Origin of the sequence: Cedecea sp. FDAARGOS_727, assembly GCF_012273235.1 — a bacterium.
Classification (GTDB): Bacteria; Pseudomonadota; Gammaproteobacteria; order Enterobacterales; family Enterobacteriaceae; genus Cedecea; species Cedecea davisae.
This window is the reverse complement of sequence record NZ_CP050966.1, coordinates 4,276,936-4,298,487: the sequence shown is the minus strand read 5'-3', so window position 1 is coordinate 4,298,487 and position 21,552 is coordinate 4,276,936. Positions and strand designations below refer to the sequence as shown.

Annotated in this window: 16 protein-coding genes; 9 read left to right on the top strand and 7 right to left on the bottom strand. The window is 54.5% G+C overall.

The genetic code is table 11. The features are described from left to right. Window positions 1-187 precede the first annotated feature (187 nt). A complete protein-coding gene (locus FOC35_RS20145; RefSeq protein ID WP_172569972.1) occupies window positions 188-2,374 on the top strand; it encodes a TonB-dependent siderophore receptor in 2,187 nt (728 codons plus the stop codon). A gap of 11 nt (window positions 2,375-2,385) precedes the next feature. Next, the gene (locus tag FOC35_RS20140; protein ID WP_172569971.1) at window positions 2,386-3,384 is read left to right on the top strand and encodes an ABC transporter substrate-binding protein; all 999 of its coding nucleotides are present in this window, start codon (window positions 2,386-2,388) and stop codon (window positions 3,382-3,384) included. Between the two features lie 26 nt (window positions 3,385-3,410). On the opposite strand, the gene FOC35_RS20135 is transcribed toward FOC35_RS20140, so the two are convergent. The 3 genes from FOC35_RS20135 to tyrP all read right to left on the bottom strand — a co-directional run bounded on the left by FOC35_RS20135 (window position 3,411) and on the right by tyrP (window position 8,056). After that, window positions 3,411-4,508, bottom strand: coding sequence for an ABC transporter substrate-binding protein (locus FOC35_RS20135; protein ID WP_172569970.1), 1,098 nt, complete (start codon window positions 4,506-4,508; stop codon window positions 3,411-3,413). Window position 4,509: 1 nt separating this feature from the next. Then, window positions 4,510-6,651, bottom strand: coding sequence for a TonB-dependent siderophore receptor (locus FOC35_RS20130; protein ID WP_172569969.1), 2,142 nt, complete (start codon window positions 6,649-6,651; stop codon window positions 4,510-4,512). Between the two features lie 193 nt (window positions 6,652-6,844). Then, a complete protein-coding gene (gene tyrP / locus FOC35_RS20125; RefSeq protein WP_172569968.1) occupies window positions 6,845-8,056 on the bottom strand; it encodes a tyrosine transporter TyrP in 1,212 nt (403 codons plus the stop codon). Between the two features lie 244 nt (window positions 8,057-8,300). On the opposite strand from tyrP, the gene FOC35_RS20120 reads away from it, so the two are divergent. Beyond that, complete coding sequence (locus FOC35_RS20120) at window positions 8,301-9,410, top strand: ABC transporter substrate-binding protein (RefSeq protein ID WP_172569967.1); 1,110 nt, start codon at window positions 8,301-8,303, stop codon at window positions 9,408-9,410. Window positions 9,411-9,847: 437 nt separating this feature from the next. After that, window positions 9,848-10,069 (top strand): EamA family transporter, encoded by a 222-nt coding sequence (locus tag FOC35_RS20115; RefSeq protein WP_172569966.1) that lies wholly within the window; start codon window positions 9,848-9,850, stop codon window positions 10,067-10,069. A gap of 92 nt (window positions 10,070-10,161) precedes the next feature. On the opposite strand, the gene FOC35_RS20110 is transcribed toward FOC35_RS20115, so the two are convergent. Further along, on the bottom strand, window positions 10,162-11,859 hold the full coding sequence (locus FOC35_RS20110; RefSeq protein ID WP_039898231.1) for an NAD-dependent malic enzyme: 1,698 nt from the start codon (window positions 11,857-11,859) through the stop codon (window positions 10,162-10,164). A gap of 221 nt (window positions 11,860-12,080) precedes the next feature. Between FOC35_RS20110 and FOC35_RS20105 the strand changes: the two genes are divergently transcribed. The 5 genes from FOC35_RS20105 (at window position 12,081) to FOC35_RS20085 (ending at window position 18,549) form a co-directional block, all read left to right on the top strand. Continuing rightward, window positions 12,081-13,004, top strand: a complete 924-nt coding sequence (locus FOC35_RS20105; RefSeq protein WP_172569965.1) for an aminoimidazole riboside kinase — start codon at window positions 12,081-12,083, stop codon at window positions 13,002-13,004. Between the two features lie 148 nt (window positions 13,005-13,152). Then, entirely contained in the window at window positions 13,153-14,670 is a 1,518-nt protein-coding gene (locus FOC35_RS20100) for a carbohydrate porin (RefSeq protein WP_172569964.1), read from the top strand. A 62-nt stretch (window positions 14,671-14,732) separates the two neighbouring features. Then, window positions 14,733-16,103, top strand: a complete 1,371-nt coding sequence (locus FOC35_RS20095) for a sucrose-specific PTS transporter subunit IIBC (RefSeq protein ID WP_039898232.1) — start codon at window positions 14,733-14,735, stop codon at window positions 16,101-16,103. Beyond that, window positions 16,103-17,512 (top strand): sucrose-6-phosphate hydrolase, encoded by a 1,410-nt coding sequence (locus tag FOC35_RS20090; RefSeq protein WP_172569963.1) that lies wholly within the window; start codon window positions 16,103-16,105, stop codon window positions 17,510-17,512. Before FOC35_RS20095 ends, FOC35_RS20090 begins: the two co-directional genes overlap by 1 nt. 29 nt (window positions 17,513-17,541) lie before the next feature. Beyond that, window positions 17,542-18,549, top strand: coding sequence for a LacI family DNA-binding transcriptional regulator (locus FOC35_RS20085; RefSeq protein WP_172569962.1), 1,008 nt, complete (start codon window positions 17,542-17,544; stop codon window positions 18,547-18,549). Here the strand turns inward: FOC35_RS20085 and FOC35_RS20080 are convergent, their stop codons facing one another. The 3 genes from FOC35_RS20080 to FOC35_RS20070 all read right to left on the bottom strand — a co-directional run bounded on the left by FOC35_RS20080 (window position 18,550) and on the right by FOC35_RS20070 (window position 21,461). Then, window positions 18,550-19,944 carry a heavy metal sensor histidine kinase gene (locus FOC35_RS20080; protein WP_172569961.1) on the bottom strand — a complete coding sequence of 465 codons (1,395 nt, stop codon included), beginning with the start codon at window positions 19,942-19,944 and terminating at the stop codon, window positions 18,550-18,552. Next, entirely contained in the window at window positions 19,941-20,618 is a 678-nt protein-coding gene (locus tag FOC35_RS20075) for a heavy metal response regulator transcription factor (protein ID WP_016536462.1), read from the bottom strand. The genes FOC35_RS20080 and FOC35_RS20075 overlap by 4 nt, the downstream gene beginning before the upstream one ends. Before the next feature lie 66 nt (window positions 20,619-20,684). Beyond that, complete coding sequence (locus FOC35_RS20070; protein ID WP_172569960.1) at window positions 20,685-21,461, bottom strand: alpha/beta hydrolase; 777 nt, start codon at window positions 21,459-21,461, stop codon at window positions 20,685-20,687. Window positions 21,462-21,552: the final 91 nt, after the last annotated feature.

Here is a 21,552-nt window from a genome sequence, read left to right as displayed (position 1 = left end):
TTTATTAATAGGTTTTGATAAAACAAAAACGCTATTTCCAATTTTTCCTTGTTCAGAACAGTAATCCCAAGGGAGTAATTAACGCATAATCGAAGCCAATCTGATCTCGATCAACTGCCTGTCACTTTTGGGCGCTTAGTATCGCACGCCTTCGAAATATAGTTATTTATATAACGGTAGGTGCGTAATGAAGTTTCTATTCAAGTCGGCAGTGGCATTGCCGCTTTTCACGTCTCTGGTTAGCCCGGGCGCAGGTGCTGCGGATAAAAAAGCGGAAACATCCGGCAAGCAAGAAGATCAGATTCTGGTCACCGCTACATCCGCCGTCGCGGAAGATAATGCGGCTGGTGCTGGTTTTAAAACGGCGGATATTGACGTTGGGCCTTTGGGAAATAAAGCCTGGATAGATACGCCTTATTCGTCAACCACCGTGACTCAACAGATGATTGAGAATCAGCAGGCAAAAAGCGTCAGTGAATTATTAAAATATTCTCCGAGTACGCAAATGCAGGCGCGTGGTGGCATGGATGTTGGCCGCCCGCAAAGCCGCGGTATGCAGGGTAATGTTGTTTCCAATAGCCGACTTGATGGTCTGAATATTGTCTCCACGACGGCTTTCCCGGTGGAAATGCTGGAGCGCCTGGATGTGCTAAATAGCCTGACCGGAGCATTGTATGGCCCGGCGAGTCCTGCTGGGCAATTTAACTTTATCGCTAAGCGGCCAACGGAAGAAACGCTGAATAACGTGACGCTGGGCTACCAGAGCCGCAGCGCTTTTAGCGGGCATGCGGATTTGGGCGGCCACTTCGATGACGAGCATCGTTTTGGCTATCGCGTAAACCTGCTGAACGAGGAGGGCGAAGGCAACATCGACGACAGCACGTTACGACGCAAGCTGCTCTCCGTCGCCTTTGACTGGAATATCCGGCCCGGCACCCAGCTCCAACTGGACGCCAGCCACTACGAGATGGTGCAAAAAGGGAATCCGGGCGGCTTTAGCTACGGCCCGAACGTCAAACTCCCTTCGGCACCGGATCCGAAAAACAAAAATCTGGCGCTTAGCAGCGCAGGGAACGATCTCACCACCGATACCGTCAGTACGCGCCTGATTCATTACCTCAATGATGACTGGTCGGTAACTGCCGGTGTAGGCTGGCAGCAGGCCGATCGTGCCATGCGCTCGGTTTCCAGCACCATTCTGAATGACAAAGGCGATATCTCCCGCTCGTTGAGTGATTCCAGCGCGGCAGGCCGCTTCCGTGTTTTGAGCAATACGCTGACGCTTAACGGCCATGCCGATACCGGCTCAATTGAGCACGATCTGGCGCTCTCCACCACCGGCTATATCTGGTCTTTATACAGCGGGAAAGGCGCCAACACGCGTTATAACCTTGGCAGCTCTAACATGTATCACCCCACGCCGATGGCAGAGCCTTCCGACGGGCGTATCAATAAACACGGCGCGCGCTACAAATCCGGCGAAAATAGCCAGCAGAGCGTGACTCTTGGCGATACGGCGACTTTTAACCCGCAGTGGTCTGCCATGTTCTACCTCAGCCAGAGCTGGATACAGACGCAAAGTTTTAATAAACAGGGGCAAAAAACCGGGCAGAACGATCAGAGCGGGTTAAGCCCGAATGCGGCTCTGATGTACAAAATTACTCCCGAGCTGATGGCCTACGTCAGCTATGCCGACTCGCTGGAGCAGGGCGGAACCGCCCCAACAGGGATGGGTGTTAAAAACGAAGGGCAAACGCTGGAGCCATATCGCAGCCAGCAGTATGAAATTGGCTTAAAGGCGGATGTCGGCGGGATGAATCTCGGCGCGGCGTTGTTTAGCCTGAAACGGCCGTTCGCCTTTGTGGATGCTGCTGATATGGTTTATAAAAACCAAGGCGAGCAGATGAATAGCGGCCTTGAACTGACGGCTACCGGCAAAGCCTGGCAGGGGCTTAATATCTATAGCGGTGTAACTTTCCTTAATCCGAAATTAAAAGATACCGTTTCGCAAAGCACCAGCGACAAACGAGTTGTCGGTGTCGCGAAAGTGCAGGCCAACCTGCTGGCAGAATACAGCCTGCCTTCACTCCCGCAATGGGTCTACAGCGCCAACGTTCATTACACCGGTAAACGTGCTGCGAATGATACCAACACCTCCTGGGCGGGGAGCTATACCACGCTTGACCTCGGCACACGCTACTCCACAACGTTCCAAAAAGTCCCCACCACCTTGCGCGTGGCGGTGAACAACGTGACCAATGAGCATTATTGGGCCTCGATCTTCCCGTCAGGCACCGACGGTGACGGCGGTTCCCCAAGCGCATTCCTCGGCAACGGGCGAGAGGTTCGCGCCTCTGTCACTTTCAATTTCTGACGGGTGACAAAATGAAACTTGAGCGCATTTTCCTTGCATTAGCGATGGGAGTTTGTGCGTTATCTACGGGCAGCGTGAGAGCTGCTCTTCCTCACGGCGAGCTGAGAATTGCTTCGCCGTGGCCGGCACAAAACACCATTATTACCATGTTGGGATACGGCGACAGCATTGTCGGCACGTCGAAGATTGCTCAGCAAATCCCGCTGTTTAGTCAGAGCCTGCCGCGAATTAAAAATGTGCCAATAGTCAGTATGAATAGCGGGCGAGAACTCGACCCGGAGCAGCTTATTGCCTTGAGGACGCAGTTGGTATTTATCCCGGAAGGCACCCAAATACCCCGGCAGGAAACGCTGGAGCAGGCTGGCGTACGCGTGCTGGCTTTTGAGGCTAATTCCATGCAGGCATTAACGCGTAGGGTGCAGCAAACGGCGGACGCTTTGGGTGAGGATGCGCAAGTAAAAGCCAGCCTGTATCAGCGCTATTTCGACCGCAATGTGGCCCTGGTCAAAACGCGCCTTCAGAACGTTCCCGATGATAAGCGGTTGACGGTGTATCACAGCATGGGTGGCCCGCTGACCACGACAGGGCGGCCGTCGCTCAATCAGGACTGGATGGATCTGGCCGGGGCCAAAAACGTGGCTGAAAACTGGTTTGATGGCAGGAAAAATCGCCCAGGCGAAGTCTCAATGGAGCAACTGGTTGCGGCCAATCCCGCAGTTATAGTGGCGATGAACAAGCGAGATGCGGACGAGATCCTCTCTTCCCCGCAGTGGGCAAGTGTTGATGCGGTGCTTCATCATCGCGTCTATGTGAATCCCAAAGGGATGTTCTGGTGGTGCCGGGAAACGAGTGAAGAGGCGCTACAGTTTTTGTGGCTGGCAAAAAAACTTTACCCGGAACAATTCAGCGATGTGGATATGCAAAAAGAGACCAGAGATTTTTACCGCAGCTTCTTTGGCCTGACGCTTAGCGGCGAGCAAATCGCGGCCATTCTTAACCCTAAAATGTAGCGGCCCGAACCCGGGCCGCCGGAGGATTATTTCAGCTTCATCCAGTAGGTTCCGGTTTCTTTCACCGTCAGAAACTCGCGGTTCATCTCATCGAGGGTTTGCTGCGGGTCCATATCTTCGAACAGCTGCGGATGGAAGGTTTTGGCGAAGAACTCCACATCCAGCAGATGCCACGGTGAGAGATAAAAATTGTGCCACAGCGCCCATGCATTGCCGTTCTCAATCGCGCTCAGGCCGGAAATAATCTTCTGCTGCCCAACGACCTGAGTAAAACTTTGCTGCGCCTGAGCCGACGTCACTTCGGAGCCAAGCTGTAGCCTGCCGTCCTGCTGCGGTCCGGCGCTACCGGTGGCAATATAAATATCAGGGTTCGCGGTGAGCAAGGCTTCAGGGGCGATTTTGCCGTAGACGCCGGGGAAGCGGCTTGCCGCAATATTGTCGCCTCCGGCAAAGGCCAGCAGGTCGGCCAGATTGCCGCGCCCGACGGTAGTACAGCAGTCGCTTTTATCGCCAAGGTGCAGTTGGAGCATCACCGTTGGCTTTACCGGTTTGGCATCGACTAAACGTTTGGCAATTTTATCCATATGCCGCTGATAGAAGGCGATAAACTTCTCCGCTTTCACTTCGTCATTCAGCGCCTCGCCAAGAATACGCAGGCTCGGAACTGTGTTATTTAACTGATCGACGCGGAAATCCACATAAATGACCGGAATATGCGCCTGAGTCAGCTGGGCGAGGAAGCTGTCGTGGTTGCTCTCCTTTTTGGCATAAATCGGGAGGATGACCAGATCCGGGCGCAGGGCGATAACTTTCTCAACGCTTATCTGCGAGAAGTTATTATTGCCAATGATCGGAATATCTTTAATTTGCGGGAACGCCGCGCTATAGCGGTTCCACGTCTGCGGGTCGAGGCGCTTTAAATCCGCAGGCCAGCCGACGATGCGTTTAGCCGGGTTGCCGTCCTCAACCAGCGCCAGGGTATAGATCATGCGGCTTTCGCCGACCACCAGGCGCTGCGGATTGTCCGGCACGTCGACTTTACGCTGGAGAATATCGGTTATGGTTTTGGCCTGAGCGCCGGCACTGAGTGCCAGCAGGGCCGCAAGTAATAGCGACTTTTTCATCTCAGAAATCCACGCTTGCGGACAGGTATACGGTGCGAGGTTCGCCTTCAATCACGCGCAGGTTACCGGCGCTTGATTCGTAATATTCCCGGTCAAACAGGTTTTTTACGTTCAGTTTCAGCTCGGTGTTTTTGCCAATAAGCTTGCTGTCCCACGCGATAAACGCATCGGCCACGGTATAGGAAGGCATGGTGAAGCTGTTTTCCGGATCGCCCGCACGGCTTCCCACGTAACGTCCGCCGCCGCCCAGACGCAGTTCACCCGGCAACCAGGAGAAGCGCAGGGTGTGGCTGAGGTAAAGGCCGCCCATAGTCGTTGGGGCATTTACCAGGCGATTTCCGACGTTGATTGGGTTAACGTTATCTTCGACGATCTCGGTTTTGTCGTAGCTGTAGTTGGCCGTCAGGTTCCAGTCCTGTGCAATTTCACCGTTCAGCTCAAGTTCTGCGCCGGTGGAGCGGGCTTTTGGAATGTTACGAGTGACGCCGTTAATAAACACCGACATATCTTTCTCGTCGATGCGATAAAGCGCCAGGCTGCTGCTCAGATGCGGCATCATCTGCCACTTCGCGCCAACTTCCCAGGTGGTGCCTTTCTCGGTTGAGGCCACGTTGCCGTTATCATCGGTCTGCGTCGAAGGGGTGAACGACTTGCTGTAGCTACCGTAAAGCGACACATCAGGTATGACTTTGTACACCAGGCCCAGCTGAGGCAGGAAGGCATTGCCTCTGTCCTCGAGGGTAGTTTGAGGTTTTACCCAACCCGAACTTGAGGTTTGAGTGTAGCGCTGGAGGCGGCCGCCGAGCACCGCAATCCACTGCTCGGTCAGGTGGATGCTGTCTTTGGCAAACAGCGAGCGGCTATAGAGATTGGTGCGCAAGTTGCTGTTGGAGTCATTATATGTGCTGCTGCCAACGATCGGCGCTTCCCCGTAAACCGGGCTGTTCATATTGAAGGTTTTCGACACCTTGCCGCGGTACGAATACTTCTTGTAGGTTTCGTTCTGCTCGTAGTCCGCGCCGAGGGTGATGTCATGCGTCATACCCAGCAGTTCCGGGCTGCCGCTGATGTCCCAGGAAGCGTAATCGGTCTGGTGGTTAAAGCCCCGGTTGGCGTCGGCCCGGCGGGAAACAATCCCGGATTTAGGATCGACCGCGGTGGCGCGAACTTCGTTGCTGTCGTAGCGGCGCTGCATCCATGCGTAGTTGAGGTTGGTTTCCCATGTGTCGTCCAGCTTGTACGAATAGTTGGTTGTCAGGCGTTTGTTCTTGCCCCAGGCGTGGTTCGCGTAATCGTCGATGCGGCGGTTGTAGGGAATATCGAGCGGTTTGCCGTTGATGAATGCGGTACCGCGGTCATACGGAATATCGAACTTGTACTCCACGTAGCTGATATTGAACGAGGCTTTGTCCCCGTACCAGCTCAGGGAAGGGGCGATCAGCGTGTGCTCGTCGCTGCCGAAGTTGCGCCAGTAATCTTCGTGCTGGCGCTCCGCCACCAGGCGGAAGGCAAAACCATTGCCGAGCGGCCCGGTAACGTCAACCATACCGGAGCCCCCGCCGTTGCTGCTGCTCGTGCCGCTGACGTGGGTGTTCCAGCTGTACTGCGGTTTCTTGCTGACCAGGTTGATAACGCCGCCTGGGTTAAGAATGCCGTACAGCAGAGAGGCTGAGCCTTTCAGGACTTCAACGTGGTCGATGCTGGAGTCCATCGCCAGCCCCTGGTTGCTGCGCACGCCGTCGATAAACACCGAGCCGTCGCTATTGGAACCAAAGCCGCGCTTTACAAAGCCGTCTTCTATACCGCCCAGCGTGTTGCTCTGGGTTACGCCGCTGACAAACTTCATGGCGTCATTTAGCGAAGTGACATCGTAGTCATCAATAACCTGAGGCGTAACCACGCTGACGGACTGCGGAATTTCGCTGCGCGGCGTTTTGCTGCGCGAGGCGATGGACGATTCATCCTGGGTGTAGCTTGCCGGGGAACCGTCCGGGTTGGCGTTTGCCACCACCGTTAGCGTGTCTTCCTTCGGCTTGTCGGCGGCACTGGCCTGCCCGCCGATGACGAATGTTGCAAGAATGAGTAATTTTGAATTTAACAGCGCCTGGCGAACGAAAGTAGAAGCAAATGGAATGCGAGTCATGATGTTTATTGTCGATGCTGAAGCGATTTTATAATGGGAATTGAGATGATAATGACAATAATTAGCATTTACAATATTAACTCTGCTTACATAAGCACTGGTTTTATATACAAAATCCTGATGATTGGGAGGGAGATGATGCGAAGGATTCAGGCAACCGCGAGGAGAGTGCCTCGCGGTCTGAGAAGCAGAATTAGCCGACTTCCGGCAGCAGGCCGACGGTAATCAGGAACTGAATAACGATAACCGCAATACCGCAGGCAAAGACCAGGGCCAGTAAAGGTTTGCCGCCTGCCACGCGCCATTTTGCATCCGCGTGTTGTTTACGGCTCTGCCACACCAGCATGGACGGCACCAGCAGGGCAAGCACTGCCAGCGCCACGCCAGCATAGCCGAGCGCCATCACAAAGCCCTGTGGGTAGAACAAGGCGAACACCAGCGGTGGCAGGAATGTCATCAACCCGGTTTGCAGGCGGCCTGAGGCTTTGCGGTTGCGGGCAAATAAATCCCCAAGGTAGTCAAACAGCCCCAGAGAAACCCCGAGGAAAGAGGTTGCCAGCGCGAAATCGGCAAACAGATGAACCGCCAGCTCAACATGCGGCGTAGCCACAACCTGGCGCACAACCTGCAGGAAACCATTAAGACCCGAGTGTTCGGCCATCAGCCCGGTAAATGTGGCGGAATCAATCGCGCCAAGGGTAGCAAGCTGCCAGAAAATATAGGCCACCAGCGGAATGGCGCTGCCGACGATAAAGACCCAGCGCAGTTTGCGAATGTTGCCATTCATATAGCTGACAATGCTCGGCACGCTGCCGTGGAAGCCGAACGAAGTAAAAATCACCGGAATGGCGGAAAGTGCCAGTCCCTTTTCAATCGGCAGGGTTAACAGGTTGGTGTGGTGAATATGCGGCATCATCAGCGTCAGCATCACGACCAGCAGGACAATTTTTGCAGTAAAGAGCACGCGGTTGAACATATCCACCATGTGCGTGCCGATACAGACAATAGCCCCGGCAACCACGGTAAACAGCAGCACGCCTGAAGTTGCTGAAATGGAGGTTGAAAGCCACTGGCTGAGGCTGGCGGCCAGCAGTTCACCTGCGCCGCTGATGTAGGCGGCGGTCAGGGCGTACATCAGGAACAGCATGCTAAATCCGGTGAGCCACTGCCCCGGGCGGCCAAGATAACGCCGGGCGAGGGTGCCCAGGCCGGTGTCGGCGGAGACGTGCTGGTAGACTTCAACCAGCAGCAGCGCGGTGTAACACATCAACCCCCAGAGGCCGGCGAGCATCAGCAGGGTGACGCCGAAGCCCACCCCGGCGGAAGCCAGCGGCATCGCCAGCATTCCTGCGCCAATTGTGGTTCCCGCCACGATAAAAACACTGCCAAGAGTCCTGTTCTTCACGCTTCCCTCTGAATTTACGAATAGTTGTATGCAATTATGCCGCGCAGGGTAAGGGAAAAGTACGAGGGCGTCAAATGAGGGTTACGGGTGGTGTACATTTATATTTACATATTTAGGATTGATAAGAAGTGACGCCGTCACGTAATAAAATTAAACCATTGAATACTTGCCAGATGAGGGCGCGTTAAGGCTTTATTAATATAAATAGTAATAATAACTAATCTCTTTCTCATGGAGAGCATCAATGAAAGCAAGTTTTGTTATGACAGGGTTACTGCTGGCTTCGGCGGGCTGCGGCGCAACGACTTATCCCATCACCGTTACCGATATGGATAACCAGCGCATCACTATCCAAAAAGAACCACAGCACATTATTTTGCAGGATGGCCGAGATATTCTTTCGCTGGCGCTGCTGGACAGGGAAGACCCGTTCAAACGCGTGGTGGCGTGGAATAACCTGCCGAAAAAACAGGATACTCAGACCTGGAATGTGCTGAAGGGTAAATGGCCGGAAGCAAGCAAAATTATCGATATGGGCTTTAGCGATCAGGGAGAAGTGAACCTTGAAAGCGTGCTGGCGCAGCAGCCTGACATGATGATTGCGCAATTGCGGGCTAAACCTGCGCTCGAGCAGACCGGTGTAATCAAATCGCTGAAAAAACTCAATATCCCTGTAGTATTCGTTGATTACGAGCTGCACCCTGTGGAAAACACCGCTAACAGCGTGACGCTGTTAGGCACGGTGCTTAACCAGGAAAAACGCGCCAAAGAGTATGCCGACTTTTATCAGCAGCATCTGACTACTATCCAGAAGGTCGCTGCCGGGGTGAAAAACAAGCCAACGGTCTTTATTGAACCGATTGCCGGGAACAGCGAAAACTGCTGCTTCACCCACGGACATAACGGCTGGGGAGCACTGGTTGAGGCCGTCGGCGGCAAAAACATCGGTTCCACTCTGCTGCCTGGCAGCGCCGGTTTTGTGCCAATGGAGCAGATTATTGCCATGAAACCGGACGTTTATATTATGTCCGGCTCTAAACGTCCTAACCCGAGCGTTTTGCCGTTTGGCTATGGCAGCAACGAACAGGAAGTAAGTGTCGCTCTTAATAAACTGTTGGCACGGCCGACTTTCCAGAGCATTGAGCCGGTGAAAGAAGGGAAGGTTTATGGCGTTTATCACCACTTCTATAATCATCCGTACAATATTATCGGTATGGAAATCCTCGCCAAAGATCTATATCCGCAGCAGTTAAAAGATCTCGACCCGACCGCGGATTATCACCAAATCATTACCCGCTTCACCCAGCTGCCGGACGACCCGATATTGCTGAGCTACTCGCTAAGCAAAAATTAATATACGCTACGCTGTAATTCAGTCCCGAAAGCCAAATATTTGGTAAGTAGGGGTTGTTTTCAATCTGCAGCCATTTCTTTCGATTCATCACGGTAATGATTTTTACATATAATCAACGTATTGGTTGAAAAATTCCTCATGTGAACAATATCTCAACAAGAGTTATTTTACTGCTTCATAATAAGCTCTCCATATAATAAAGGCTTGTTAAGATTACGCACCGTAGAAGGTACTATGATTGGTTACTGTTAACCCTGAGAGGATTGATTTAAAAATAATGGAATGCAAATGATTATATATTAAAGAGAAATATATGGCGTATTTATTCCTTACTCTGGCGGCCATTTTCCGGGGCGGTAACTATGTGGTTGGCCATATGCTGGTACAGCACATTGATCCCTATACCTTAAGCCTGATCCGTTGGGGAGGGAATAGGAATGTTATATCTTATTTTATTCCCATCGTGGCTCTCATATGTTTTTTGGAACAAAGGTGTGGCGCTTATCGGTACAACCCGAAGTGAAATATATACTCATCTGATCCCTGTATCAGGCGGTCTTATGGGAATATTGTTCCTCGGCGATAGTCTGAAAGCACATCACATGATTACTTTAGTGTTGATTATCTTTGGGATCGCTTGTTGTTCGACCAGAAAATAGCATGTATTAATTGGATCTTATATTTTACGGTTAAAATCATCCAATAAAAAACCCGCCGGAATGAAAGGCGGGTTTTAGCAGTTCACTGCCGATTAAATCGAAGTACGGCGATAGTCGCGGTATTCCGGCAGCCAGAAGTTATCGTCAATTGCCTGCTTCAGCGCTTCGGCAGAGGTGACAACCGCCACGCCTTGCTGCTGGGCAATTTTCGCTACCGCAAAGGCGATATCGCGAGATACTTTCTGAATATCTTTCAGCTCAGGCAACACCATACCTTCACCGTTTTGCAGCAGAGGAGAGTGCTGCGCCAGCGATTCGCTCGCCGCCATCAGCATCTCATCGGTAATGCGTGACGCGCCTGAAGCAATCACCCCGAGGCCGATGCCAGGGAAGATGTAGGCGTTGTTACACTGGGCGATCGGGAAAGTTTTATCCTTCCAGACAACCGGTGCAAACGGGCTACCGGTTGCAACCAGAGCGTTGCCGTCGGTCCAGGTAATGATGTCCTGTGGCGTGGCTTCCACGCGTGAAGTTGGGTTAGACAGCGGCATCACGATAGGGCGCGGGCAGTGCTTGTGCATTTCACGGATAATTTCTTCGGTGAACAGGCCGGTCTGGCCGGAAACGCCAATCAGAATATTCGGTTTAGCATTGCGCACGACATCCATCAGCGAAATAGCTTCGCTCTCGAGATCCCAGTCAGCCAGGTGCTCACGGTTTTGCACCAGTTTGGTCTGGAACGACAGCAGGTTAGGCATGTTGTCTGTCAGCAGGCCAAAACGGTCAACCATAAATACATTGCTGCGGGCGGCTTCTTCGCTCAGGCCTTCACGCTGCATCTGGGCGATGATTTGCTCGGCAATACCGCAGCCTGCGGAACCTGCGCCAAGGAACACGATTTTCTGCTGATTAAGCTGGCTGCCAGCCGCGCGGCTAGCGGCGATCAGCGTGCCAACGGTAACAGCAGCGGTGCCCTGAATATCATCGTTAAACGAGCAGATCTCATCCCGGTAACGAGTCAGCAGCGGCATGGCGTTTTTCTGCGCGAAATCTTCGAACTGCAACAGCACATCCGGCCAGCGGTGGCGCACGGCCTGAATAAACTCATCAACGAACTCGTAGTATTCGTCGCCGGTAATACGCGGATGGCGAGAACCCATATACAGAGGATCGTTGAGCAACTGCTGGTTGTTGGTGCCGACATCCAGCACGACCGGCAGGGTATAAGCCGGGCTAATGCCGCCGCACGCGGTGTAGAGCGAGAGTTTGCCGATAGGAATACCCATCCCGCCGATGCCCTGGTCGCCCAGGCCAAGAATACGTTCGCCGTCGGTCACCACGATGACTTTAATGTTGTGGTTCGGCACATTCTGCAGAATATCGTCCATATGGTGACGATTTTCATAATTGATAAACACGCCGCGGGAGCGACGGTAAATTTCGGAGAAACGCTCACACGCCGCGCCAACGGTCGGGGTGTAAATCACCGGCATCATCTCTTCGAGATGGTTCTCTACCAGGCGATAGAACAGCGTTTCGTTAGTGTCCTGGATATTACGCAGGTAGATATGCTTATCAATTTCGGTCTTGAAGCCTTGGTACTGGATCCAGGCGCGTTCGGCCTGCTCTTCAATGGTTTCAACAACGGCAGGCAGCAGCCCGAGCAGGTTGAAGTTACGGCGCTCTTCAATGTTAAAAGCGCTGCCTTTGTTGAGTAGGGGGAATTCGAGTAAAACGGGTCCGGCGTAAGGGATATAAAGCGAGCGATGTTTTTTTGGTTTGATGTCCATGTGCATACTCTTTTTTTCGACGTAATGTCTTGCCGTAAGGCTCATTCGGTGAGTTGTCGCGCGATATTATGGCACAGCGGTACCGCATCTGACACAGCCTGTCCAAGAACTTTGGTTACACAAGTCCTCAAATCATCAGGAATTTTGTTTCTGAGCGTAATCAGAGTGTGCTTAAATAGCTAAAACAGTTTAGCAATATTTAGCTTACAGATGGAGGAACCATGAGCGCACATGTTTGGGTGCTGGGCGATGCGGTTGTTGACCTGCTGCCGGACGGCAACGGAAGATTATTACAATGCCCCGGTGGCGCACCGGCTAACGTAGCGGTGGGTATTGCTCGCCTCGGCGGCAGCAGCGGATTTATTGGCCGCGTGGGCGACGATCCCTTCGGTCGTTTTATGAGGAAAACGCTGGCGAGTGAGAAGGTCGATACAACGTTTATGCATGCCGATGCACAACATCGCACCTCAACCGTGGTTGTCAGTCTCGATGAGCAAGGCGAGCGTAGCTTCACCTTTATGGTCCGCCCGAGCGCCGATCTTTTCCTCGAACCTGCCGATTTGCCGCCGTTTAAACGCGGCCAGTGGCTGCACACCTGCTCTATAGCCCTGAGCGCGGAGCCGAGCAGGGCCACCACCTTTGGCGCAATGGAACAGATAAAAAAGGCCGCGGGCAAAGTCAGCTTCGACCCCAATATTCGCCCCGATCTTTGGCACGATAGCGCCGAGCTACAGGCGTGCCTCACCCGCGCGCTGCTGCTGGCAGACGTGGTTAAGCTGTCCGTAGAGGAACTGGTGTTCATCAGCGGGCAGGCTGACCTGCGGGCGGGCATTGAAAAGCTGGCGAGCCGCTACAACACGGAACTGCTGCTGGTCACCCTGGGTAAAGAGGGCGTAATGGCCAGTTATCGGGGAGAAGTTCATCACTTCGCCGCCCGGCCAGTGGTTTGCGTGGATACCACCGGTGCGGGCGACGCATTCGTGGGCGGGTTGCTGAACGCGCTGGCTGCCAGGGGAATGCCGGAAAACACCGGGCAGCTTGCGCAGACCATTGAGCTTGCCCAGCTATGCGGCGCGCTGGCGACCACAGCCAAAGGCGCAATGACGGCGCTTCCTCACCGCGAAGAGGTTGAGAAACTGCTGTAAATATATTCTGTTTGTCGTGTTTGTCACATTTACTAAATCGGTTTAGCAAAATTCATTGATCCGCCTCTTTATGCTTGGTTAAGATTTTTCAACTAAACCGGTTTAGCAAAATTACAAATGGCACCAGCCTCTCAGGGAAACGACAAACATGTACCAGAAAAGCAAACTGGCGGTGATGATAGCGCTGCTTATTGGAACGGCCTCCGCCCAGGCTACTACGGACTTAAACACCATTGAATCCCGTCTTGCCGCGCTGGAACAGCGTTTGCAGGATGCGGAAAGCAGGGCACAGGCGGCAGAGAGCCGCGCTGCGATAGCGGAGAAAAAGGCGCAGCAGCTTGCAGCCCGGCAGCAGCAAACCCAGGCTTCCACAGAGGAGGTTGCTCAACGCACCGCAAAGCTTGAAAGCAAGGCCGATAAGGCGAGTGGCTTTGAGTTTCATGGCTATGCGCGTTCCGGGCTGCTGATGAACGACTCTGCCTCCAGTAGTAAAAGCGGGCCTTATTTGACTCCGGCAGGAGAAACCGGCGGCGCAATTGGCCGCCTGGGTAATGAGGCCGATACTTACGTCGAGCTGAATCTTGAGCATCACCAAACGCTGGATAATGGCGCGACTACGCGCTTTAAGGCGATGCTGGCAGACGGGCAAAAAACCTATAACGACTGGTCGGCGGACTCGAGCGATCTCAATATTCGCCAGGCCTTTGCGGAGTTGGGAAACCTGCCGGGGCTGGACGGGCCGCTGAAGGGCAGCACCTGGTGGGCGGGTAAACGCTTCGACCGCGATAATTTCGATATCCACTGGCTGGACTCCGACGTGGTGTTTCTTGCCGGGACCGGCGGCGGTGTGTATGACGTGAAGTGGAACGACAGCCTGCGTAGTAACTTTGCTGTATATGGCCGCAACTTCGGCAGTCTCGAAGATACGGGCAATACCGTTCAAAACTACATGCTAACCATGAATCACTTTGCCGGACCGTTCCAGCTGATGGTCACCGGGTTGCGCGCTAAAGATAACGACGACCGCAAAGACGCCAGCGGCGAACTTATTCAGAAAGAGGCGGCTAATAACGGTGTGCACACTTTGCTTGGCCTACATAACGAAAGCTTCTACGGACTGCGTGACGGCACGGCTAAAACCGCGCTGCTTTACGGGCATGGACTTGGGGCTGAAGTTAAAGGCATTGGCTCAGACGGCGCGCTATTGTCTGAGGCAAATACCTGGCGGTTTGCAAGCTTTGGCGTAACGCCAATCGGTAACGGGTGGCATATCGCTCCGGCGCTGCTGGCGCAAAGCAGTAAAGACCGCTATGTGAAAGGCGACAGCTATCAGTGGGCAACCCTGAATGCCCGCCTGATAAAAGAAGTGACCCAGAACTTTGCCCTGGCTTTCGAAGGCAGCTATCAGTATATGGACTTAAAGCCCGAGGGCTATAAGGAGCGCAATGCGGTTAACGGCAGCTTCTACAAGCTGACCTTCGCACCGACCCTGAAAGCAGGCAGCATCGGGGATTTCTTCAGCCGCCCTGAGCTGCGCCTGTTTGCCACCTGGATGGACTGGAGCAGCAAGCTGGACAACTACGCCAGCAACGACGCCTTCGGCAGCAGCGGCTTTAACGCCGGTGGGGAATGGAACTTTGGCGTGCAGATGGAAACCTGGTTTTAACCCATCTACCTCCCGCTGCGGCGGGAGAGTCGATTAATAACAATAAAGTTTTAGAGGTTACTATGGATTTCAAGAAAATTGCCCACGAGCTTTTACCGCTTTTGGGAGGCAAGGAGAATATCGGCAGTGCGGCCCACTGTGCCACTCGTCTGCGCCTGGTTCTGGTGGATGATTCACTGGCCGACCAGCAGGCAATAGGAAAAGTAGAAGGGGTAAAAGGCTGCTTCCGCAATGCCGGCCAGATGCAGATTATCTTTGGTACCGGGGTAGTGAATAAGGTGTATGCAGCCTTTATCGAAACCGCCGGTATTGCCGAATCCAGTAAATCCGAAGCGGCTAATCTTGCGGCTAAAAAACTGAACCCGTTCCAGCGTATAGCGCGCCTGCTGTCGAATATCTTTGTACCTATCATCCCGGCCATTGTTGCCTCCGGTTTGCTGATGGGGCTGCTTGGGATGGTTAAAACCTACGGCTGGGCCAACCCGGAAAATGCGCTGTATATCATGCTGGATATGTGCAGCTCGGCGGCATTTATTATCTTACCGATCCTGATCGGTTTTACCGCCGCGAGGGAATTTGGCGGCAACCCGTATCTCGGGGCAACCCTGGGCGGCATTCTTACCCATCCCGCGTTAACCAACGCCTGGGGCGTTGCCGCCGGGTTCCACACCATGAACTTCTTCGGGCTGGAAGTGGCGATGATTGGCTACCAGGGCACGGTGTTCCCGGTGCTGCTGGCGGTGTGGTTTATGAGTATTGTTGAAAAACAGCTGCGCCGCGTGATTCCGGACGCGCTGGATCTTATTCTGACGCCTTTCCTCACCGTTATTATTTCCGGCTTTATCGCACTATTGATTATTGGTCCGGCCGGGCGAGCGCTTGGCGACGGAATTTCTCTGGTGCTCAGCACTCTGATTGCTCACGCGGGCTGGCTGGCAGGGTTACTGTTCGGCGGGCTTTACTCGGTTATCGTGATAACCGGCATCCACCATAGCTTCCACGCTATCGAAGCGGGTCTGCTGGGGAATCCATCTATTGGCGTAAACTTCCTGCTGCCTATCTGGGCGATGGCCAACGTAGCGCAGGGCGGTGCCTGCCTGGCGGTTTGGTTTAAAACCAAAGACGTAAAAATTAAGGCTATTACGCTGCCTTCCGCGTTTTCGGCGATGCTGGGAATAACCGAAGCCGCTATCTTTGGCATCAACCTGCGCTTTGTTAAACCGTTTATTGCTGCGCTTATCGGCGGTGCGGCGGGCGGAGCCTGGGTCGTTTCGGTTCACGTTTATATGACGGCGGTTGGCTTAACCGCGCTGCCCGGTATGGCAATTGTTCAGGCAAGCTCGCTGCTTAACTACATCATCGGGATGGCTATCGCCTTTGGCGTGGCGTTTATCATTTCACTGCTGCTGAAGTACAACACGGACTCTGAATAATGACGCAATCCTCCAGCATGCCTGCCATTTTGCAGGCCGTAATGAAAGGGCAAACGCGTGCGCTGCGGGACGAGCACTATCCGCGCTGGCACCACGCGCCGGTAACCGGGCTGATGAATGACCCGAACGGATTTGTGTGGTTTTCCGGGCGCTGGCATCTGTTTTACCAGTGGAACCCGCTGGCCCCCGATCATAAATACAAATGCTGGGGGCACTGGAGCTCGGCTGATTTACTGCACTGGCGGCACGAACCTTTGGCGCTGATGCCGGGTCAAGATTACGACCGCAACGGCTGCTATTCCGGCAGCGCGGTTGATAATAAGGGCAGGCTTACGCTCTGCTACACCGGAAACGTGAAATTTGATGACGGCGGACGCACCGCCTGGCAGTGCCTGGCCGTTGAAAATGAGCGCGGTGAGTTTGATAAAATTGGCCCGGTGCTGGCCCTGCCCGAAGGCTATACCGGCCACGTTCGTGACCCGAAAGTGTGGCAGCATAACGGGCGCTGGTACATGGTGCTGGGCGCGCAGGACCAGGACAAACGGGGAAAAGTGTTACTCTTCTCATCGCCTGACCTGCACGCCTGGGAGTCTGAAGGGGAAATCGCCGGGAACGGCATTAACGGCCTCGACGATGCGGGTTACATGTGGGAATGCCCGGACCTGTTTGAGCTTGGCGGCAGGCATGTATTGATCTGCTGCCCCCAGGGCATCGCCCGCGAGTCGGAGCGCTTTCTTAATGTTTACCCCGCGACCTGTTTAATCGGCGACTTTGATTACGCAACCGCGAGCTTCAGGCACGGGGAGCTAAACGAATTAGATGCCGGTTTTGAATTCTATGCGCCACAAACGGCGCAGGCACCGGACGGCCGTCGCCTACTGGTTGGCTGGATGGGCGTGCCGGACGGGGAGGAGATGTTGCAGCCAACGCTGGCCAACGGCTGGATCCATCAGATGACCTGCCTGAGAGAACTTACGCTACAAAACGGGAGGCTGTACCAGCGGCCCATCGCCGAGCTGGCGGCTCTACGTGAAGAAGAGCAGTTTTGGCAAGGTATTGCAGGTGAAGCGCCATCCCTCGATGCGCTACGGCTGGAGCTGCTGGTAGACATATGCGGGAGCCTGGATATGGATTTTGGCGGGGCTTTAAAGCTGAGCATCAACGAGCAGGGGGTGACGCTGCAACGACGCAGCCTCGCTTCCGGCGAGTGGCTTTCTCGCTACTGGAAAGGAACCGTCTCATCTCTACAAGTTCTTTGTGACAGCTCCAGCGTCGAAATTTTTATCAATCAGGGTGAAGGCGTGATGAGTAACCGCTATTTTCCGCAGCATCCATCACGGGTCTGTTTCAGCGGTGCGTCTGAAGTCACGTTGCGCTACTGGTCGCTGCGTTCCGCCATGGTAGAATAGCGGTTTGGATTAACTGCCACGGTTGCGCTGTGAAAAAAAACAAACGCGTCACGATTAAAGATATTGCTGAACTGGCGGGCGTCTCAAAGGCTACCGCCAGCCTGGTATTAAATGGGCGAGGCAAGGAGCTGCGGGTGGCTCAGGTAACCCGTGAACGCGTCATGACTATTGCGCAACAACAACATTACCAGCCGAGCATTCACGCGCGTTCCCTGCGCGACGACCGTAGCCACACCATTGGCCTGGTGGTGCCTGAGATAACCAACTACGGTTTTGCTGTTTTCTCCCACGAGCTTGAAATGCTGTGCCGCGAGGCAGGCGTGCAGCTGCTTATCTCCTGTACTGATGAAAACCCAGGTCAGGAAAACATGGTGGTCAGTAATATGATTGCCCGCCAGGTTGACGGCCTGATTGTGGCTTCCAGTATGCTGACGGCGGCGGACTACCATAAGCTGAGCGAGCAGCTGCCGGTTGTGCTGTTTGACCGCCATATGAACGACAGCGCGCTGCCGCTGGTTATCACCGACTCAATCCAGCCAACCGCCGACCTGATTGAGCCAATCGCCAGAGCGCATAGCGATGAAATCTATTTTCTTGGCGGGCAGCCGCGCCTCTCGCCAACCCGCGACCGCCTTGAGGGATTCACTCAGGGGCTGGCCCGCGCGGGCGTAACGCTACGCCCGGAATGGATAATTCACGGCAACTATCATCCCAGCTCGGGTTATGAACAGTTTGCGGCGCTTTGCGCGCAGCTTGGCAGGCCGCCAAAAGCGTTATTCACCGCGGCATGTGGCCTGCTTGAAGGGGTGCTGCGCTATATGAGTCAGCATAATTTGCTGGACAGCGACATCCATCTGGCAAGCTTCGACGACCATTACCTGTATGACTCTCTCTCGGTTCGCATCGATACTATTCAGCAGGATAATCGCCAGCTCGCTTTCCACTGCTATGACCTGATTAGCCAGCTTATCGAGGGGGCATCGCCGCAGCCCCTCCAGCGTTATCTGCCAGCTAAGCTGCTTCGTCGGCGCAAATAGCTACCGTTTTGAGTCGGGAAACCGCAGGCCAAAAGTAGTGACACCGTCACGGCTTTCAACCCAGCAGCGCCCCTGATGCAGCAGCATGATCGAATTCACGATAGACAGCCCGAGGCCGCTGGAGTGCGCCGAGTCGTTACGGGACGGGTCGGCGCGGTAAAAGCGGTCGAAGATGCGTTCCTGGTGTGATGGGGTGATAGTTTCCCCGTGGTTGGTGACAAGAATTTCCATTCCCTCTGCCGTGGATGTGGCGCTAATTTCAATCTGGCTTTCCGGGCTGGCGTAGCGCACCGCGTTGGAAAGCAGGTTGGCCAGCGCTCTGCGCAGCAGCAGGGCATCGGCGTATACCAGCCCGTTGCCGCGGGTCTGAATCGTCACTTCCCGGTCGGCGGCGAGATCTTCAAAGTATTCGCAAATGCGGCCAATTTCGTCGCTTACGTCGATATTACCACGCTCAATTTCCTGGTCGGGCTGTTCCGCCTGAGCCAGAAACAGCATGTTGTCAATCATCCGCGACATGCGCTGCAACTCTTCAAAATTTGAGCCGAGCAGCCGCCGGTAATAGTCATTATCACGCGCGGCTCCCAGGCCAACTTCTGTTTGCCCCAGCAGAGTGGTTATCGGCGTTCGGAGATCGTGAGCCATATCGGCGCTGACCTGTTTTAACTGCTGGAATCCACGCTCGAGCCGCGCAAGCATGGCATTAAACTGGTCGATAAGCGTGTCCAGTTCGGGCGGGAGATCGTCTTTGTTCAGGCGTGAGGAGAGCGTTCCGGTCCCGATCTGCGCCGTTCGCTCGGCAAGTCTGCGCAGCGGCGAAACGCCGCGGCGTGCAAAAATCACCGCCAGCACCACGGAGATCGCCGCCATCATCGAGGCAAAAAGAATAATTTTATTGCGATACTCTTCAAGAATATGGGTGCGGTCGGCCAGCACTCTGGCTGACAGGATCTCCAGCGGCGGCAGATTATTGGCCGACGGACTAACGGCCGCCATATAAACCATCGGCGTGCCGTCCTGGGTATTGGCATGATGCACCGCCTCAAGCGTCAGCCGCTGGTTAGCGGGTACGGGAGTCACGGACGGGATATCGCGCTGCATCGGGTTCACTTCTAATAACGTCGCGCCGCCAACGTAGCGAACCACCAGCAGCGACTCGGTATTCCCGAGCATATTGGCAAACAGGTGCGGCTTTTCACGGATCAGTTGCTGAGCATCAAGGTCGCGCAGCAGCGTACTAATCTGGTCAACGCGGGAAACCAGCGCCGCATCGTCACGAATCGATAGCTGCTGGCGAAGCGCGTAATACAGCGCGCCGCCCATCACGGTGAAGGCAACAAAAGAGAAAGCCGCCAGCAGCACCGCAAGGCGAAAAGTGAGAGAAGCACGCCTCATGATTCTGTCTCACAGCGGTAGCCCACGCCGTGAACCGTGTGGATCAGTCGCAGGGGGAAAGGATCGTCCACTTTTTGCCGCAGCCTGCGTACCGCCACGTCAACCACGTTGGTGTCGCTATCGAAGTTCATATCCCAGACTCGGGAGGCCAGGAACGTGCGGGACAGCACCTGGCCCGGATGCTGTAGGAAACAGACCAGCAGCTTAAATTCTTTATTGGTCAGGGTGATGCGTTTGCCCGCGCGTTCGCAGCGAAACTTAGCCACATCTACCGTTAAATCGGCAAGTGACAACACCTCTTCAGACTCGGCGGCCGGTAAACCGCGGCGCAGAATAATGCGAATTCTTGCCAGCAGTTCGGCAAATGAAAAGGGTTTAACCAGATACTCGTCGGCCCCCAGACCCAGCCCGCGAAGGCGGTCTTCCAGCGTGCCTCGTGCGCTGAGGAACAGCACCGGCGTCTGGCTGTGGGCGCGCAGGCGCTCCATCACCGTCCAGCCGTTCATTTCCGGCAGCATCACGTCGAGCAAAATAAGATCGTAGGCCGATTCGCGCGCCAGGTGCAGGCCATCGATCCCGTTAGCGGCCCAGTCGGCGGTATAGCCCGCTTCATTAAGCCCGCTGACCAGATAGGCTGCGGTTTTAGCTTCGTCTTCAATTATGAGGATTTTCAAGCGGCGGCAATCCCGTAATAAGGAGAGAAAAGGGCGTGGAGACCGCCCCAATCCCGAGATTATAACTTAGTAGCCCGGTACGTGTGCGGCTTTCATAATCATGCTGGCGACTGCTTCCGGCTGGGAAATCAGCGACACATGGCTGGACTTCAGCTCGATGGTTTGGGCATGCATGCGCTTAGCCATAAAACGTTCCAGATCCGGGTTAATAGTGCGGTCTTCGGTGGACACCGCGTACCAGGTTGGTTTGTCATGCCAGGCGGCAACGGTGGTTTTTGCCATGGTGACTGCCTTGCCCATCGGCTGCTGTACCGCGTAGTAAGACTCAGCTTCTTTCTCCGGCAGGTCGCCAGCGAAATCGTGAATGAAGGCTGATTCAGACAACGCGCCATAGCCGTCGTCATTCCACTTCAGGCCCGCCGAAGCTGGAGCCGCTGGATATTTTTTAGTGAGCGCCGGGTAATCTTCCCCTGCGTCAGGGGCGCGGGCGGCAATATAAACCAGGCCTTTCACTTCCGGCTCGTCGCCTGCCTGGCTGATGACCATGCCGCCGTAAGAATGGGCAACCAGAATGACCGGGCCATTTTGCTGCGCGAGGGCGCGTTTTACCGCCGCTACGTCGTTATCCAGGGAGGTGGTTGGGTTCTGCACCGCCGTGACGTGCAGCCCTTTGGCCTGCAACAGCGGGATGATCTTGCCCCAGCTTGAGCCGTCGGCAAACAGGCCGTGTACCAGAACGATGTTTTTCACTTCCTGGGATGTTGCCGTGTCGGCATGTGCGGCGGTGGCGCTAAGAGCGGCCAGGACAAGGGAAGCGATGGTAGAGAGATGACGCAGTTTCATGTTCAATCCTCGGGGTTCAACAAAGGGGTTCATGAGCCAATGTAGCCGCCGAAGGCCAACAAACTGCTGACGGGGAAATGACAAAAAAATG

What these genes read in the sequence shown, in the direction of transcription:
- FOC35_RS20145 (WP_172569972.1), top strand. Translation starts at nt 188, where the DNA reads ATGAAGTTTCTATTCAAGTCGGCAGTGGCATTGCCGCTTTTCACGTCT.
- FOC35_RS20140 (WP_172569971.1), top strand. Translation starts at nt 2,386, where the DNA reads ATGAAACTTGAGCGCATTTTCCTTGCATTAGCGATGGGAGTTTGTGCG.
- FOC35_RS20135 (WP_172569970.1), bottom strand. Translation starts at nt 4,508, where the DNA reads ATGAAAAAGTCGCTATTACTTGCGGCCCTGCTGGCACTCAGTGCCGGC.
- FOC35_RS20130 (WP_172569969.1), bottom strand. Translation starts at nt 6,651, where the DNA reads ATGACTCGCATTCCATTTGCTTCTACTTTCGTTCGCCAGGCGCTGTTA.
- FOC35_RS20120 (WP_172569967.1), top strand. Translation starts at nt 8,301, where the DNA reads ATGAAAGCAAGTTTTGTTATGACAGGGTTACTGCTGGCTTCGGCGGGC.
- FOC35_RS20115 (WP_172569966.1), top strand. Translation starts at nt 9,848, where the DNA reads ATGTTATATCTTATTTTATTCCCATCGTGGCTCTCATATGTTTTTTGG.
- FOC35_RS20110 (WP_039898231.1), bottom strand. Translation starts at nt 11,859, where the DNA reads ATGGACATCAAACCAAAAAAACATCGCTCGCTTTATATCCCTTACGCC.
- FOC35_RS20105 (WP_172569965.1), top strand. Translation starts at nt 12,081, where the DNA reads ATGAGCGCACATGTTTGGGTGCTGGGCGATGCGGTTGTTGACCTGCTG.
- FOC35_RS20100 (WP_172569964.1), top strand. Translation starts at nt 13,153, where the DNA reads ATGTACCAGAAAAGCAAACTGGCGGTGATGATAGCGCTGCTTATTGGA.
- FOC35_RS20095 (WP_039898232.1), top strand. Translation starts at nt 14,733, where the DNA reads ATGGATTTCAAGAAAATTGCCCACGAGCTTTTACCGCTTTTGGGAGGC.
- FOC35_RS20090 (WP_172569963.1), top strand. Translation starts at nt 16,103, where the DNA reads ATGACGCAATCCTCCAGCATGCCTGCCATTTTGCAGGCCGTAATGAAA.
- FOC35_RS20080 (WP_172569961.1), bottom strand. Translation starts at nt 19,944, where the DNA reads ATGAGGCGTGCTTCTCTCACTTTTCGCCTTGCGGTGCTGCTGGCGGCT.
- FOC35_RS20070 (WP_172569960.1), bottom strand. Translation starts at nt 21,461, where the DNA reads ATGAAACTGCGTCATCTCTCTACCATCGCTTCCCTTGTCCTGGCCGCT.